Raw genomic sequence first — 17,392 nt, 5'->3', positions numbered from 1 at the left:
TGTTCGTGTTTGTGGCAGTTTTTTTCTTTATATAAAGAGGAGAAATATGAAAGATTTAAACAGGACTGAGCCATACAAGCACTTAGGGGAAGAGTGCGGTGTATTTGGCATGTATGATTTTGACGGCGGAGATGTTGCTGATTCCATATATTATGGACTGGTCTCTCTGCAGCACAGAGGTCAGGAGAGCTGCGGTATAGCAGTCAGTGACACAAATGGGCCAAAAGGGAAGGTCCTTAGCTTTAAGGATATGGGCCTTGTAAATGAGGCTTTCACCCCGGAAGAGATAGACAAGCTCAAGGGTGATATCGGCGTGGGACATGTGCGCTATTCCACAGCCGGAAGCAGTACCAGAGAGAATGCGCAGCCCCTTGTTCTCAATTATGTAAAGGGCACGCTGGCAATGGCGCACAACGGCAATCTTATAAACGCACCGGAACTGCGGCACGAGCTTGCATATACCGGAGCGATTTTCCAGACCACTATTGATTCTGAGGTCATAGCTTACCACATTGCAAGAGAAAGACTGCTTTCCAAGTCTGTAGAGGAAGCGGTCGGAAGAGCGATGCTCAAGATAAAAGGTGCTTACAGCCTTGTGATCATGTCTCCGAGAAAACTTATCGGAGCAAGGGATCCTTACGGCTTTAAGCCACTGGTTATAGGAAGAAGAGAGAACTGTTATATTCTTGCTTCCGAGACCTGTGCCCTTGATACGATAGGAGCTACCTTTATTAGAGATGTAGAACCGGGAGAGATCGTGACCATATCTCCCGAATATGGAATACAGTCGGACAAGAGCCTGTGCATAGATAAGAACAGACAGGCCAGATGTATATTTGAGTATATTTACTTTGCAAGGCCCGACAGCACTATAGACGGCATCAGCGTTTATGATGCCAGAATTGCAGCCGGCAGATTCCTTGCCAAGGATTCGCCTGTTGATGCAGATATGGTTGTCGGAGTTCCGGAATCGGGAAATGTAGCTGCTCTCGGCTATGCCCTTGAGTCAGGAATTCCTTACGGACAGGCCTTTGTCAAGAATTCATATATTGGAAGAACCTTTATAAAACCTAAGCAAAAGAATCGTGAATCCAGTGTTCAGGTCAAGCTGAACGCACTGAGAAGCGCGGTTGAGGGCAAGAGGATCATCATGATAGATGACTCTATTGTCCGCGGTACTACCTCTGACAGGATTGTCCGCATGCTTCGTGATGCGGGAGCCAAAGAGGTTCACATGAGAGTAAGCTCTCCGCCGTTCTTGTGGCCATGCTACTTTGGAACGGACGTGCCGGCAAGGGATCAGCTTATTGCATACAACAGGAATGTAGATGATATCTGCAAGATCATCGGAGCAGATTCTCTGGCATACCTTGAACTTGGCAGACTTGAAGAAATGGTGGGAGGCAAGCTCTCCATCTGCAAGGGATGCTTTACAGGAAAATACCCTATGGATCCGCCAACAGAGGATATCAGGGGAGACTTCGAAAAATAACTATACAGAACATAAACCATAAACCAGGAATATCAGGAGGATAAAAATGAGTACAGATCGTTACACCAGCCCATTGTCAGAGCGCTATGCAAGCAGCCAGATGCAGTATATCTTTTCACAGGACATGAAGTTCAAGACCTGGAGAAAACTCTGGATTGCCCTTGCTGAGATTGAAAAAGACCTTGGTCTTAACATCACACAGGAGCAGATTGATGAACTTAAAGAGCACGCTGATGACATCAACTATGATGTTGCAAGAGCACGTGAAAAGGAAGTACGTCATGATGTTATGAGCCATGTATATGCATACGGACAGCAGTGCCCCAAGGCCAAGGGTATCATTCATCTTGGCGCAACAAGCTGCTACGTTGGCGATAACACCGACATCATCATAATGACTGATGCTCTGAGACTCGTCCGCAAGAAACTTATAAATGTAATAGCCAAGCTCTCCGAGTTTGCTGATAAATACAAGGACCAGCCAACTCTCGGATTTACACATTTCCAGCCTGCACAGCCTACAACAGTAGGTAAAAGAGCCTGCCTCTGGCTTCAGGATTTTACAATTGACCTTGAGGACCTTGACTATGTGCTGGATAACATGAAGCTCCTCGGATCCAAGGGAACAACAGGAACACAGGCATCCTTCCTTGAGCTCTTTGACGGAGATCTTTCCAAGGTTGACCAGCTCGATCCCATGCTTGCCAAGAAGATGGGCTTTAAGGGATGCATGGCTGTTTCCGGCCAGACCTACAGCCGTAAGATTGATATGAAGGTTATCAATGTTCTTTCAGGAATCTGTGCTTCAGCCACCAAGATGGCTCAGGATATCAGACTTCTTCAGCACCTCAAGGAGGTTGAGGAACCTTTTGAGAAGAGCCAGATTGGTTCATCAGCTATGGCTTACAAGAGAAATCCTATGAGAAGTGAGAGAATCTGTTCGCTCTCAAGATACGTAATGATAGATGCTTTAAATCCTGCAATCACCGAGGTTTCACAGTGGTTTGAAAGAACTCTAGATGATTCAGCCAACAAAAGAATTTCAATTCCCGAAGGATTTCTTGCAACAGACGGAGTCCTTGACTTGTGTATTAATGTAGTAGATGGTCTGGTGGTTTATCCTAAGGTCATTGAAAAGCACATGCTTGCTGAGCTTCCTTTCATGGCAACAGAGAATATCATGATGGATGCTGTTAAGGCAGGTGGTGACAGACAGGAGCTTCACGAGAGGATCAGAGAGCTCTCAATGGAAGCCGGTAAGACTGTCAAGGTAGAGGGAAAAGACAATAATCTCCTTGAACTTATCGCTGCAGATCCTGCATTCCACTTAAGTCTGGAAGAGCTTCAGGCTTCAATGGATCCCAAGAAGTATGTCGGATGCAGTGCACATCAGGTTGAGAAATTCCTTGATGAAGTAGTAAGTCCTATTCTTAAGGCCAATGAGAAAGACCTTGGTGTGACAGCAGAGATAAACGTGTGAGATATGGGGATAAGTATGAAAATAAGTGATTTATTCAAAGAAAAAGAAGTCACTCTCTCTTTTGAGGTATTTCCTCCCAAGACAGATGCAGGCTTTGAAGCTGTAGAAAAAGCAGCTTCTGATATTGCGGCTCTTTCACCTGATTTCATGAGTGTTACCTATGGAGCAGGTGGCGGAACCAGCAAGAACACCGCAAGGATTGCCGGGGATCTTCAGGACAGATATAACGTTCCGGTTCTGGCACACCTGACCTGTGTTTCATCCACCAAGGATCTTGTGAGAAGCGTGGTGAATGAATACAAGGAGAGAGGCATAGAGAACATCATGGCTCTTAGAGGAGATATTCCTAAAGAGGGAAGGATCTGCTTTGACTATGATCATGCAACTGAGCTTATCTATGACATCAAGTCCATAGATGACAGCTTCTGTATCGGCGGAGCCTGCTACCCGGAAGGACATATTGAGTGTGCAAGGCAGTCAGAAGATATCGCGCATCTTAAAGAAAAAGTAGATGCGGGATGTGACTTCCTCACAACACAGATGTTTTTTGACAACTCCACTCTCTATCAGTTCCTCTACAGGATAAGGGAGAAAGGAATTGAAGTCCCGGTGGTTCCCGGAATCATGCCAATAACCAATGCCAAGCAGGTTGCAAGGAGCGTTGCGCTTTCAGGTTCAACAATTCCGCAGAAGATGAAGATCATGGTGGACAGATTTGCCGATGAGCCTGACAAGATGAAGGAGGCAGGTATTATATATGCCTGCGACCAGATAATAGATCTTATCAGCAACGGAGTCAGCCACATACACGTCTACTCAATGAACAAGCCTGATATAGCTGCCGGGATCATGGATAACTTAAGGTCAATAATCAGGTAAAAGAGATTTAGAAACAATAAAGAAAACGGAGAAATAAGATGGAAGTACAAAGCAGTAACATAACAATCACAGAAGAGGAGTTCGGCTATTCACAGCAGGTTATCAGGAAGCTTTCCGATTACTTTGATGCCAAGGTTGTGGGGCAGCAGCAGCTGAAGTTTTCGCTGATCGGTTCAATACTGGCAGATGGACATATCCTTATTGAGTCAGTTCCCGGTCTTGCCAAGACAACAGCAGCCAAGGCAATTTCGGATGCTGTTGATGGTAAGTTTGCAAGAATCCAGTGCACACCGGATCTTTTGCCCGGCGATATTATTGGTACACAGATTTACAATCAGGCAACAGGTAAGTTTGAGAATATCTTAGGACCTGTATTTGCTAACTTCGTACTTCTTGATGAGGTTAACCGTTCCAGTGCCAAGACTCAGTCAGCCATGCTGGAAGCGATGCAGGAAAAACAGGTTACCATCGGTGGCAGGAGCTATCGCATGCCTGAGGATATTTTCATTGTTATCGCAACTCAGAACCCTATTGAGCAGGAGGGAACATATCCTCTTTCTGAGGCTCAGACCGACAGATTCCTGATCAAGGAAGTAATAACATATCCTACAGCAGCCGAGGAAGTTGAGATTTTAAGCCGTATGGAGACAGGCGCTATTTCAAGAGTTGATCCTCCGGTTCTTGCTATCAAGGATATTGACAGGGTTCAGGACATCGTTGATAAGGTCTATGTTGATAATGCCATCAAGTGGTATATCTCAAGCATTGTAGTTGCCAGCAGACGCGCAGGACAGATACAGGGACTTGAGGTTGGCAGATATGTCCGCATCGGAGCAAGCCCGCGTGCTTCCATAGCATTTCTTAAGATGGCTAAGGCTACCGCTCTTATCCAGGGCAGAACCTATGTAACACCTGAGGATGTTAAGCAGGTAAGCCATCAGGTACTGCGCCACAGAATCGGACTTAATTATTCGGCAGTTGCAGATAATGTGCCTGTAGAGGCAGTTATCGATGCACTGGTTAATTCAGTGAAGGCACCGTAATGAAAATTGATTATGAGTATTTATCCAAGATAAGGAGAGCAGTAGCTCTTTATACAAAGAGGAAGACCTCCAATATCCTTGACGGTGATTTCCACTCAATCCACAGAGGAAGGAGCATGGAATTCGACGACCTGAAAGAGTATGCGGTCGGTGATGATGTCCACGATATCGACTGGAAATCTTCATCCCGAATGGGCACTATCCTTGTGCGCCGATATATGACTGACAGAAGACACAACGTTATGTTTATCTGCGACAGAGGAAGCAAAATGCTGGGTGATACCACCGGAGGAGAATCCAAGAAAGAGCTTATGCTCATGACCTTCGGAACCCTTTCCTACATAGTCGGAAGGAACGGGGCTGATTATGCCATGGCTGTTCCCGGAGAACATAATGCCGGTATCAGTTTTTTTAAGTCCGGAACTGATCACCTGGAAAAGCTCCTCTATGACTATGAGAGCAAGGTAGCTGTGGATTGTCCGTATACATTGCCACAGACACTTACTGAGGTTCTTAATACGGTACACAAGAGGATGATCATATTTCTTTTGACTGATATGGAAGGCCTCGCGCAGTTAAACGAGGGAATGATCAGGAGCATAACCAAGGAACACGATCTTCTGATCATAAATGTCGACGACGCTTTCCTTACGGGAGACACCGTATTTGATAATGATATAAGCCGCTATGAGAGATTTTTCCTTTCTCACAGCAAAGCTCTTCACAGGGAAGAAATGCGAATTCGAGAAGAGATCATTAAGACGACTTCCGAAATCTGCAAGAGGAACAAGGCCTGCCTTGTGACTATTTCCAAAGAAGAGGAGATAATCGAGAGCACGATTTCGCTGCTCGAAAGGTACAGAAATGGTTACTACGGTTAAATTACAACATCCATTTGAATATAGCTGGTGGGTTACACTCATCGCAGTGGTTTTGGGACTTATAGCTCTGAGCGCAATTGTCTTTTTCCTGATAAAGCTCTTTTCCGCACTAAGGAAAAAGAAGGAGGCTCCAAGGCCTGTTGCCAGAAAGATAGCTATGTCTCCCGAGATGATTGCCAGAGTCAAAACACAGTATATCGGTAAGGTTCAGGCTCTGCTTGGCAGCTATAATCAGAACCGGATTGAGAAAAGAGAAGGATACCAGCAGCTCAGTGCAATCATCAGAGAGTTTGTGCACGAGGTTACGGGTATCAACGTTGAGAATTTTACCATCAGGGAAGTAAAGGCTTTTGGGATCAAAAAGCTCGATACCCTTATGGAGGAGTATTACGTGCCCGAGTTTGCTGAGGATGAAAAAGCGCAGGACAAGGATTTTCTGCAGTCCTGTAACAGGGCAATGGGAGTGATCAAGGCATGGAGTTAATGTATTTGAATGTTGTCATCATCGGCATTGTGATTCTGATGGTGACACTTCTGGTTATCTATTTATTACACAGGCGATACAAGGCCAGCTATACAAGCGGAATCAAGGCAGCCAATACTGCCAGGATCAGAAGCTCCAAGCTCTACAAGAGCCTCAATATAAGATACAGGCTTTTGTCGGTAATTATGCTTGTGGGAATGATCGGAAGCATTGTGGCATCTCTTTTCCTGGCTGCAAGGCCGTACAGGACTGATGATGTTGTCAGTGGGGTCAAAAAGAGAGATATCATCCTGTGTCTGGATGTTTCTTATTCATTGTATGATCTTAATTCTGAAATTACTGATTACCTTAAGAATGTAGTTTCGGGGCTTGAGGGTGACAGATTTGGAATAAGCATTTTCAACACATCTTCGGTAACATACGTTCCGCTTACAGATGATTACGACTATGTTCTTGACAGACTGGATGCCCTTCATGAGTACTTTGTTATGCAAAAAGAGTACGAAGAGGGCTATGTAGAGCTCTATGAAACCTACGATGAGATCCCTGATGATAAGAAACAGAGATTTGATGAGCTCCAAGACAAGCTGGACTACTTCGAGGCGGGAACTCTTTACGACAACTATTACAGAGGTTCCTCGCTTATTGGAGAAGGCCTCGGCACAGCTCTTTACTCTTTTCCCTATCTTGGAAATTCCGAGAGGACAAGAGTTATCATCATGTGTACCGACAATGAGCTCAACGCTTACGGACGAGAGGTATTGAATCTCAAGGAGGCATCAGAGTACTGCAAAAAGAACAAGGTGACGGTATTTGGAATCTTCCCCTCCGAGGAGAAGTTCTATATGCCTGATGAATATGACTATTCATCATGCCTGAACGGCTTTAAGAATGCGGTTGAGTATACAGGCGGTAAGTTCTACATCAGGACTGCATCACAGTCTGTGTCGGAGATTGTTCAGGATATACAGAAACAGGAAGCCATGCTGGTCAAGATTGTTATGACCAGACAGACTGTGGACCTTCCTAGAGTTCCGTTTATCATTATGTTTATTTGCCTTGCGTTTGGATGCGCGGCAGGATTGGTATTACAGAAATGAGCATACAACCTATTTTTCCGCTGGGCGCAATGCTGGCTGTATTTGCAGTATTGTTTTTGGCTACAGCGTATTTAGTAATCAGAAATAAAACAAAGACCGGTGACAGGATTGCGACACTTGCACGCCTTAGCTTTATTTATGTGCTTGCACTTATTATCGGCATCAGACCTGTTCTGGTGGAGACCAAGTATGAGTTTGCCACCAAGAACCTTGATGTTTTGTTTGTTGTAGATAACACCATCAGTATGTGGGCGCAGGATTACAACGGCAAAAAGGAGAGAATGGATGGTGTCAGGAAGGATGTGAATTTCATCATTGACGAACTGGCCGGAAGTAATTTCGGACTGGTGACTTTTGATGATACGCCTCATGTCCTGGCTCCGTTTACGCAGGATCTTCAGTACATCAGGGACCTGATGGATACCTTCACAACTCCCGACAGCTACTATGCCAAGGGAAGTGATCTGTCCATTGCCTATAAGGACATAGAGAGCCTTCTTCTGTCATCTAACAGAAAAGAGAACCGCAAGACAATTGTCTTTTATATCAGCGACGGTGAGATCACCAACGGCAAAGAACTCAAGGATTTCAGTGATCTTGGCCAGTACGTGGATGCAGGAGCTGTTCTTGGTTACGGAAGTGCTGATGGCGGCAGGATGAAGGACAGCTACGGCAGTGGCTATATATACGATTACAGTACTCACAGGGACGCGGTATCCAGGATTGACGAAGAGAATCTGAAGAAGATCGCCGAAGGCCTTGGTGTTGAGTATATGAACATGAATAACGGCAATTCATCTCTTGTCGGCAGTGTAGAGCTGATAAAAGAGAGCAGCAAGACCATCATTGAAAACGGAAATGGTGCAGAGGTGAAAAAAGATATCTATTTCTATTTTGCATATCCTCTTATGCTTATGATCCTGGTTGAGATCATACTGGTTGCCAGAAGGGGGAGGCTGTAATTATGAGAAAAATTCCTCTGAAGTATTATTTTATTGCACTGGTGGGAATTATCATTCTTATCGTGGCAATAATGCTTGGTACAAGACTGGTTACAAATCATTTATTTGTTAACGCATATAACAAGGGCGAGTATGAAACGGAAGCCGAGGAGAAGCTCCTTAAGATGAACTTCCCGGAGAGCTATCTTCCATATTACAACCTTGGTAATGCAGCATACAAAAAGGGTGATTACAATTCGGCTATCGGCTACTATAATCAGGCTTTGCAGAACTATCCGCCGGAAGATAAGGACTGCCTTATCAGGATCAATCTGGCGCTTTCTCTGTGCAATACAATAGATTTTTACAATCTGGATTCACAGGAAAAGATTGATACGGCTCTTTTCATACTGTATAAGGCACGAGATGTGCTTCTTGAAAATGGCTGTGCAACCAATGAGGGCGACGGACATAATGCAGATGCCCAGCAGCTCAAAGAAGATATCGATGCAATGATCGAAAAGCTCAAGAACCCCGACAGCACAAGTGGCTCTGACCAGCCTCAGGATCAGCCCCCTCAGGACAACAGTGACGGAGACTCTTCCGGCAGCGGTAAGGGCGGAAACGACAGGGAAAAGAGAATCCAGAACGAGCTCGAGGAAAATAAGAAGGGCGCTCTGGAAGACAGAAAAGACCAGCAGGATGACCTTCAGAAATGGTCTGACTACGTCGGCGGCGATGAGGACAGCTTCGGAGGCGGCGATGACAGCGACGGCTCCGGCGGAAACGGAGACGAAGAAGGCGGCAGCTCAGGCGGCAAGAATAATCCTTGGTAATAGGACAGGATAAATGAAATTGCAGCGATAAGCTTAAATATATTGTGTTCGACAAACTGATATCACCCTACTTCACAACATACCACAATATGATGTATAATTTATCTGTAAAATATTGATATTTTGTGTGTGAAGTTGCGAAGGGGGTTCTATGAAGAAGATAAATTCTATAATGATGAGTGTGGTATTACTGTTATCCTGTGTGGTTTTGGGACTGATCCGACTTCCTGCAACATCTTTTGCTGCGGAAATGACTTATTCCGGAACGGTTTCAGATAAGACCACAGCTGATAAGCTATACCTTTCAACCAGTGGAGGTACAGTTGAGATTAAGCTTGATGGAAATACTGAAATTGTAAATGCCAAATTCCTGTTGCCCGGCAATACAGTAACGGCAAATTGCTATGTGGGCGGCGATGAGTACTGGCATGCATCCAAGATTACCGGCAATTCATCTGTCGGAAAGGTTGCTGTTGACAGTTCCAACAAGGCTACGGTAAAGGGAACGATTGCAAAGGGAACAACAGAAGAGCTTCTCTATCTGGTAGTTGATAACGGAACCATGCAGATCAAGATAGACGAGAGCACAGATGTAAGCAATGTTAAGCTTCTTATTATCGGTAAGACTGTGCAGGTTGTTGTGGCAAGAGGCTCAGATGCATATATGCATGCGTTGTCAATTTCCGATGTTGCAGGATCTTCAACTTCTGCCGGATCATCAACAGGAGTTGCAGCTTCAGGTTCAGGTATAAGCGGAACAGTTGAAAAAGGCACAACAACTTCACTTCTCTATCTGAATACATCTGGCGGAACAATGCAGCTTGTGCTTGATCTTGCTACAGATGTCAGCGCATCAAGAGTTCTTATCCCGGGACAGAATGTAACTGTTAATTTCTACAGAGGAAGCGATGCATGGAATCATGCTTCCAAGATAGTCAATAATAATGCGAGTGCAGCTGAGGAAGTTACACTTGACTCCAATACCAGATTTACTGTATCCGGTACTGTTACAGGTGATACAACGGAGAATACACTTTTCCTCAATACCAGCGGGGGTGTGATGCAGATAAGACTTGATGCTGCAACAAACTTCTCAAGATGTCCCGTACTTTTGCTTGGCAAGAATATCCAGGTTACATGCGAGCGCGGAAGCGACGAATATAATCACGCAGTTTCAATAATTGCGAATTAAGGAGAATAAAATGGCACAGAATCCAATAGTTACAATAACAATGGAAAATGGAGATGTTATAAAGGCAGAGCTCTATCCGGAGATTGCACCTAACACAGTTAACAACTTCATTTCACTTATTAACAAAAAGTTTTATGACGGACTTATTTTCCACAGAGTCATTAAGGGATTTATGCTTCAGGGCGGAGATCCTGAAGGAATCGGAATCGGTGGTCCCGGATACGGCATTAAGGGAGAGTTTTCATCAAACGGATTTAAGAATGATCTTAAGCACACCGAGGGTGTTCTCTCAATGGCAAGATCAATGATGCCTGATTCAGCAGGTTCACAGTTCTTCATCATGCACAAGACATCACCTCACCTTGACGGTGATTATGCTGCTTTCGGTAAGGTTACTGAGGGCATGGATGTCGTAAACAAGATCGCAGAAACAGATACTGACTGGAATGACAAGCCTGTTAACGAACAGAAGATGAAGACCGTTACGGTTGAGACCTTTGGTGTTGAGTATCCTGAACCTGAGAAGGTTTGATGTAGTTAGTCGGAGCGATATGATATAAGAAAGATGGGCCATAGCTTTGAGAAATTCTTGAAGCTATGGCTTTTTTTGTGGCAATGGGGAATTTGTTTGGATTGTGGTAGACGTTAGGAATGGTTTATGGCAGGAAGGCGCTATCATGGCAGTTAGACAGGTAAAAGACTTGCACAAAATCTTTTTCTGGGCTGTATTTTATGGCAAGAGGGAACAGTCTTGGTAGCTAGACAGGTAAAAAGCTTGCACAAAATCTTTTTCTGAGCTGTGTTTTATGGCAGAGAGGAGCCTTCTTGGTGCATAGACAGGTAAATTTCAGAGGAAGAACTTTTTTACAATCTCCTCGACCAGCATAGGATCCAGAAGATGCTTGCTGTCCTCGTAGGTTGTGATGAAGTTTACTCCTGGCAGATAACCGGCTCGGATATATCGATACATTTTAAAATCAACAGTCTTCTGGTAGCCTGGATCATCGCAACGTCCAAAGTGCTCCCAAAGAATGATCTGACCGGTCTTTGGATGCATTACAGTAAAATCAGTTGCGATGGAATATCCGTATATATCATGTATTTCTTCGTATCTGTAGGGAATACCGTGAGAGTATAAGATGTAGGCAATAGTTGCTTCAGATTTTGATCGGACTAATTCATTTTTTGGAGCCGGAGTGTTGAGATGCTCTGGATGGTCAGTGCTTTTGTTGTAAGGGAGATATTCCCAATTGTCTAATAAAGGATCATTTTCCAATAACAGCTTTCTATAAGGCGAGCCTATGGACAAGAGTTTTGAAGAATCCTCAAACTTACGATTGTTGATATAGTAATTTACACAAGTCAGCTCGTTTTGCATATCTGCAAGTTGTTTTGAAAGTAATAGTTTATGCGCCAGAATTTTAGTTTCGGCAGTATTCTTATGCGAAAGATACTGTCTCCTTGCTTTTCCGTTTGCCACAATCTGTTTGTAGAATTGCGGGTATTTCTTATTACCAATCCTATGTTTATAACATACAATAGTTCCTTCCGGCATTGAGGATAGCTGACTCTCAAGCTTCTTGATGGATGTTTCCAATTCCAGTTTACGTTCAATATAGATTTGCGTTTGATTCAATAGTACATACCCTTTCTAATGATTGCTTTTCAATAAGAGGCATAACCTCTGGTAAAAGTTGGAATGTTCCTGCGAATGCAGGTGGACATCTGGTGTGTGTGGTTGAAGCACCGCACATGGATACACCGGAACACAATATAGCAAATGTTGAGAGGAAAGTAAATGACATTAAGAAAATCTTAAGTAATTTACGATATAGCGGAATTTATAGAAAATTTACTATGTTTTCTGACGAATTTGGGCGATAATATATGTGTGTAATTCCGACTATTAATACTTTCAAATATAATTGCTAGCATGAAAGGAGAATCAGCATGGAAGGCATGAGCACTCAGGATATTCTTAATGGACAGGATCTTTCGACTGCGAATGTAGATGATCTTTTAGCGGCTATGGGAGCGAATGAAGCTCCGGCAGAGGCTGCGCCCGTTGAGGAAGCACCAAAGCCTAAACGTGGGCGCAAGAAAGCTACAGAGCAGGCACCAATAGAAGATATCCCTAATCTTGAAGATATTCTGGCGGCTCCGGGAGCTGATGCTCCAAGTCCGGCAGAAGCAGCAGAAGCAGACGCTATGGCAGCTGCAATGGCAGCAATGGCTGACGCAGGAGCAGCTCCTGCAGAAGAAGCACCTGCTGAACCTGTCGATGTTGATGCAATGATGGCAGCAATGGCAACAGCTGAGAGTGCGACTGATGTTGATGCGATGATGGCGGCAATGGCAGCAGCGGAAGCAGCGCCTGCAGCGGAAGCTCCGGTAGAGATGCCGGCTGATGTTCCTGTAGCAGAGGCAGCACCTGCAGAAGAAGCGCCTGTAGATATGGATGCAATGATGGCGGCAATGGCGGTAGCAGAGGCAGCACCTGCAGCGGAAGCGCCGGTAGAGATGCCGGCTGATGTTCCTGTGGCAGAAGCAGCGCCGGCTGAAGAAGCGCCTGTAGATATGGATGCAATGATGGCGGCGATGGCAGCAGCAGAAACAGCGCCGGCAGCGGAAGCGCCGGTAGAGATGCCGGCTGATGTTCCTGTGGCAGAAGCAGCACCGGCAGAAGAAACACCTGTAGATATGGATGCAATGATGGCGGCGATGGCAGCAGCAGAAACAGCGCCGGCAGCGGAAGCGCCGGTAGAGATGCCGGCTGATGTTCCTGTGGCAGAAGCAGCGCCGGCTGAAGAAGCGCCTGTAGATATGGATGCAATGATGGCGGCGATGGCAGCAGCAGAAGCACCGGTAGAGATACCGGCTGATGTTCATGTGGCAGAGGCAGCACCTGCAGAAGAAGCGCCTGTAGATATTGACCCTGTGATGGCAGCAATGATGGCAGACGCAGCTGCGGCGCAAGCAGCAGAGGCAGCTCCCGCAGCGGAAGTACCGGTAGAAATGCCGACTGATGTTCCGATAGCAGAAGCACCTGCAGAGGAAGCTCCTGCTGAGATGGACGCTGTAATGGCAGCGATGATGGCGGCAGAGACAGCACCTGCAGAAGAAGTTCCGGCAGAGGCCCCAGTTGAAGAGGCACCTGCAGATATGGATGCCGTAATGGCAGCAATGGCAGCGGCAGAGGCAGCACCGGCAGCAGAAGCACCGGTGGAAATGCCTGTAGATATCCCTGCATCTGAACCTGAGATCCTTGTAGTGATGCCTACTGAAACACCTGTAGAAGCCCCTGCAGAGGATGCGGCAGCAGGCGAGAATCTTGATGCTATATTAAACGCAGAAGTAGATGCTCTGACTGAGCCCGTTATTGAGGAAGCACCTATGGAGGAAACTCCTGTAGAGGAAGCACCGGCTGAGATGGACGCTGTAATGGCAGCAATGATGGAAGCAGAAGCAGCCCCGGCAGCAGAGATGCCGGCAGATGTTCCTGTAACAGAGGCAGCCCCGGCAGAGGAAGCACCTTCAGAAATTCCTATGGAAGACTTCGCGGCAGAAGCAATTACCGAACCTCCTGTAGAGGAGACTCCGATGCCTGAAATTCCTGCAGAGGAGATTCCTGCAGCTGAGACCGCAGATCTTGATCCTGTGGCAGCAGCAATGATGGCAGCTGAACAGGCAGCAGCTGAGGAAGCACCGGCAGAGATGCCTGCTATTGAGGAACCTGCAGCAGAAGCTCCCGTTATCGATGTCGATACTGCAGAGATAGATCAGACCCCTGTTCCGATGGATATGGATGCAGCTGCTGATGCTATGGAAGGTGCGGTTGAGGATATTGAGAGCTTCCTGTCTTCGGAAGATTACGAATACACTACTGTAAAGAGTGGCGACAGGACCCTCTTCCTGATGAAGACTTCTGATAATAACTCAATGGCAATAGTTTATGAAGGCAATGATTTTGACTCACTTGAGACCTCTTTTAACAAAGAAGGCAAGACCGGCTACAACGACATCATGAATGCATTCGTCAAAGAAACGATCAAGAATGGTGGATGCAGTGCCATCGTAAGGCACAAGGGCACAAAGGTTGTGGCTAAATAAATGAGCGAAAAAGGTCTGGCTTTATGGCCGGACCTTTTTAGGTACATTATGATAAAAGTAAGACGCTGCTTTGCATTGACAATTTTAGCAATGATCATTATTGTTTCCTGCGCGCCGAAAGCCCACGCACAGGATGACTTAGAGCGGCAATTTCGAGTTCTTTTTATATCTTCTTACAGTTATTCTAACGCCACTGTTCCCGATCAGCTCGAGGGTTTTAAAAAGGGAATGGAAGGCATCAATTCGGACATCACCTATGAATTCATGGATTCAGACAAATACTACGGAGCCATTGATATTCAGAATTTTGATAAGTACGTTAAGTACAAGGTCTTTTCTGCAAGAGATTACGACCTTATTGCGGTGGCAGATGATACTGCACTGAGATACGCCATAAATAACAGGTCTATGATGTTTCCGGATCTTCCCATGGTCTTTATGGGAATAAACAACAAAACAGAGGCTGTTACGGCTGCAGCTATGAAAAATGCAACGGGAATCGCTGAAAGTCCGGACTTTGAGGGTAACTATGCCCTTATGAGAGCTCTTTTCCCGGAGAGGTACCATATGGTGGTGGTCCTGGACTCGTCAGTTGCCGGTCAGGGTGATTATGTAGAGTTCATGAAGTTTAAAGAGAATCATCCGGATCTTGAGTACAACATCGTAAACACATCTTATTACACGGCGAAGGGCCTTGAAGACGTGTTTAAAGAGCTTGGGTCAAAAGACATTATCCTGTTTCTTGATTTTACAACAGACGGGGAAAAGAATAATTACTCCCTTCAGAATGCAGCTGACTTTATAAGTGACAACGCTCCAAAAGTGCCAATCTTCAGGCTCTCATCCGCGAACATTGAGCATGGCGTTTTTGGCGGAATCTCATATTCTAATTACGAAGCAGGGAAAATAGCGGGAGAGACAGCTAAAAGGATCTTAAACGGAGAATCTGCAGACAACATGCCGCTTCAGACTGATATGCTGACTGATACATATTTTGAGCAGAGTGTACTGGATAAATTTGGAATCAAGTATTCCCAGCTTCCTTCCGATTCGGTAATCCTTAACGAGCATTGGCACTTTACCAGATTCTATCGTGATAACAAGATGATAAGCAATCTGGTGTTTGTAATACTGATCCTGCTTGTGGTGATGATCACTTTTCTTTACTCTTCAAACAGGCGCAGGAAGAGAATGCTCAGAACAGATTTCCTTACAAAGATGCCTAACAGGATGAAGATAATTGAGGACATGAATCAGGCAATAGGACAGTCTCAAGCCTATGGCCTTATCATGCTGGATGTCGACCATTTTAAGGATATCAACGACACCTACGGTCACAGCGTTGGCGACGAGGTAATAGTAGGAGTTGGTCAGAGGCTGAAAAAGCTTACAGACAGGAATCTGACATTTGCAAGGCTCGGAGGCGATGAATTCTGCGGATTATTTACTAAACCCGATCATCAGAAGGCAAGAAAGATCTGCGAAGAGATATTGGAGAGCACAAAAAAGCCCTTCAAAACATCGAAGGGCGATTTAAAGCTAACTGTAAGTATTGGCTGCGCGATGTATCCGATTGACACCGATGATTCGGAAACTGTTCTTGAATGCGCGGATAAGGCTCTTTATGTCACAAAGGGAAAAGGTCGAAACGGTTATACTTTATTCAACGGCGTAGATTAAACCTGCGCCGTTTCTTGCGTAGTAGCCGGTATCGAACAGTTCCTCCTCCAGATTGTCTTTTGTTACAGTGATCGGACTTAGGAGGAAAGAAGGAACAATCTTGCTTCCGTTGTCGTAATCAGTAGTGTTATAGGTGCAATCAAACCCCCAACCTGAGTTCGTTATAAGCTGTCCGTCAGGAGTATCATCCGATAAGATTGCAAGGCCCAAAGCAACGGCTACAACAGACTCGTCTCTGAGGGCTTTGAACACGGTCATACTCTGCTTTCCTTCAATGATGCTGTAAATGTTGGGAACATCGGCATCCTGACCGGTAACTATCACTTTGTTGGTGCCGGTATAATCTGATTCAAGCGCTCTTGTTGCGCCCAGGGCAGTGGAATCGTTGGCGCATAGAACAGCATCAAGTTTAACATTTTCCGGATAATATGAGTTTAATATGATCTGAAGTCTCTGCTGTGCGATGTCAGTTGACCACTGTGCAGTTGAAGTCTCATAAAAGCCCTGTTGATTTGAAATCACCCGGAGTTTGCCGTTTTCCAGATAAGGATGCAGGGTATCAACCGCGCCCTGATAAAAATATCTTGCATTGTTATCTACAGGATCCCCGGTTACAAATTCTATGTTTTTACTGTCTCTTGAAGTCTTAAGCCTCAGGGCTTCAATGATATATTCTGCCTGTAAAACTCCGACCTTATAGTTATCGTAGGACACATAATAATCCACTGCATCTGAGTTCATCAGAAGTCTGTCGTAAGCTACAACTTTTATACCCTGTGATTTAGCCTCTTTAAGAATCGAAGAAAGAGCGGCACCATCCACGGCTGTTATCACCAGAAGATCTGCTCCTTCATCAATCATTGAACGTATATCGTTTATCTGTGTGTCTATCAGATTGTTGGCAAATTTTAAAACAACTTCGCAACCCTCTTTTTCAAAGTGTTCTTTCAAAAAAGTTCCGTCGTGATTCCAGCGTTCAAGCAGCTTATCAGGCATAGATATGCCAATTACGGTTCTGCCGTCGTCAGGGCGCACTTTAACAGAACTCTGATCGTAGGTCTTGGGCAGGGGTTCGTCTGTGGACTCGGATGCCGAAGGCTTCTGCACAGCGGAGTTAGTGCCTATTTCCCCTGCAACTTGTGTAGAACCGCAGGATGAGAGTATCAGAGAAAGTATAATTGTAATTGCGATAAAATTTATCTTTTTCATAGTTATAATTATATCATTACAAGGCGCTATATTGCTTTTTTTATAGATATTTTATGGACAAATAG

Annotated in this window: 15 protein-coding genes; 13 read left to right on the top strand and 2 right to left on the bottom strand. The window is 45.1% G+C overall.

Going from position 1 to position 17,392, the window contains the following annotated elements; translation table 11 throughout:
• Positions 1-46 precede the first annotated feature (46 nt).
• The 11 genes from purF to G590_RS0102820 all read left to right on the top strand — a co-directional run bounded on the left by purF (position 47) and on the right by G590_RS0102820 (position 10,860).
• Positions 47-1,492 (top strand): amidophosphoribosyltransferase, encoded by a 1,446-nt coding sequence (gene purF / locus G590_RS0102870; protein ID WP_022764168.1) that lies wholly within the window; start codon positions 47-49, stop codon positions 1,490-1,492.
• Positions 1,493-1,538: 46 nt separating this feature from the next.
• Positions 1,539-2,972, top strand: coding sequence for an adenylosuccinate lyase (gene purB, locus G590_RS0102865; RefSeq protein ID WP_022764167.1), 1,434 nt, complete (start codon positions 1,539-1,541; stop codon positions 2,970-2,972).
• A gap of 15 nt (positions 2,973-2,987) precedes the next feature.
• Complete coding sequence (gene metF / locus G590_RS0102860) at positions 2,988-3,851, top strand: methylenetetrahydrofolate reductase [NAD(P)H] (protein WP_022764166.1); 864 nt, start codon at positions 2,988-2,990, stop codon at positions 3,849-3,851.
• 38 nt (positions 3,852-3,889) lie between these two features.
• On the top strand, positions 3,890-4,894 hold the full coding sequence (locus tag G590_RS0102855) for an AAA family ATPase (protein WP_022764165.1): 1,005 nt from the start codon (positions 3,890-3,892) through the stop codon (positions 4,892-4,894).
• Positions 4,894-5,775 carry a DUF58 domain-containing protein gene (locus G590_RS0102850; protein ID WP_022764164.1) on the top strand — a complete coding sequence of 294 codons (882 nt, stop codon included), beginning with the start codon at positions 4,894-4,896 and terminating at the stop codon, positions 5,773-5,775. Before G590_RS0102855 ends, G590_RS0102850 begins: the two co-directional genes overlap by 1 nt.
• The gene (locus G590_RS0102845) at positions 5,759-6,259 is read left to right on the top strand and encodes a hypothetical protein (protein ID WP_155828714.1); all 501 of its coding nucleotides are present in this window, start codon (positions 5,759-5,761) and stop codon (positions 6,257-6,259) included. Before G590_RS0102850 ends, G590_RS0102845 begins: the two co-directional genes overlap by 17 nt.
• Positions 6,250-7,359 (top strand): vWA domain-containing protein, encoded by a 1,110-nt coding sequence (locus G590_RS0102840; protein WP_022764162.1) that lies wholly within the window; start codon positions 6,250-6,252, stop codon positions 7,357-7,359. The genes G590_RS0102845 and G590_RS0102840 overlap by 10 nt, the downstream gene beginning before the upstream one ends.
• Positions 7,356-8,321 carry a vWA domain-containing protein gene (locus G590_RS0102835; RefSeq protein WP_022764161.1) on the top strand — a complete coding sequence of 322 codons (966 nt, stop codon included), beginning with the start codon at positions 7,356-7,358 and terminating at the stop codon, positions 8,319-8,321. Before G590_RS0102840 ends, G590_RS0102835 begins: the two co-directional genes overlap by 4 nt.
• 2 nt (positions 8,322-8,323) lie before the next feature.
• Entirely contained in the window at positions 8,324-9,136 is an 813-nt protein-coding gene (locus tag G590_RS0102830; RefSeq protein WP_022764160.1) for a tetratricopeptide repeat protein, read from the top strand.
• Positions 9,137-9,287: 151 nt separating this feature from the next.
• A complete protein-coding gene (locus tag G590_RS0102825) occupies positions 9,288-10,328 on the top strand; it encodes a hypothetical protein (RefSeq protein WP_022764159.1) in 1,041 nt (346 codons plus the stop codon).
• A 10-nt stretch (positions 10,329-10,338) separates the two neighbouring features.
• Positions 10,339-10,860: a peptidylprolyl isomerase gene (locus G590_RS0102820; RefSeq protein ID WP_022764158.1), complete on the top strand. Its 522-nt coding sequence runs from the start codon at positions 10,339-10,341 to the stop codon at positions 10,858-10,860.
• A 315-nt stretch (positions 10,861-11,175) separates the two neighbouring features.
• On the opposite strand, the gene G590_RS20360 is transcribed toward G590_RS0102820, so the two are convergent.
• Positions 11,176-11,883, bottom strand: a complete 708-nt coding sequence (locus G590_RS20360) for a hypothetical protein (protein ID WP_155828713.1) — start codon at positions 11,881-11,883, stop codon at positions 11,176-11,178.
• 395 nt (positions 11,884-12,278) lie between these two features.
• Here G590_RS20360 and G590_RS20355 point away from each other — a divergent pair, with 395 nt between their 5' ends.
• Together G590_RS20355 and G590_RS0102800 are read left to right on the top strand one after the other, a co-directional pair.
• Positions 12,279-14,438 (top strand): hypothetical protein, encoded by a 2,160-nt coding sequence (locus tag G590_RS20355; protein WP_022764156.1) that lies wholly within the window; start codon positions 12,279-12,281, stop codon positions 14,436-14,438.
• A gap of 48 nt (positions 14,439-14,486) precedes the next feature.
• The gene (locus G590_RS0102800) at positions 14,487-16,118 is read left to right on the top strand and encodes an ABC transporter substrate binding protein (RefSeq protein WP_196802461.1); all 1,632 of its coding nucleotides are present in this window, start codon (positions 14,487-14,489) and stop codon (positions 16,116-16,118) included.
• Here the strand turns inward: G590_RS0102800 and G590_RS0102795 are convergent.
• Positions 16,098-17,327: a substrate-binding domain-containing protein gene (locus G590_RS0102795; protein WP_022764154.1), complete on the bottom strand. Its 1,230-nt coding sequence runs from the start codon at positions 17,325-17,327 to the stop codon at positions 16,098-16,100. The two genes, G590_RS0102800 and G590_RS0102795, sit on opposite strands and share 21 nt — an antisense overlap.
• Positions 17,328-17,392 lie beyond the last annotated feature (65 nt).

It is taken from the genome of Butyrivibrio sp. XPD2006, assembly GCF_000420865.1.
In the GTDB taxonomy this organism is placed as follows: Bacteria; Bacillota; Clostridia; order Lachnospirales; family Lachnospiraceae; genus Butyrivibrio.
This window is presented reverse-complemented; position numbering and strand designations above follow the sequence as displayed.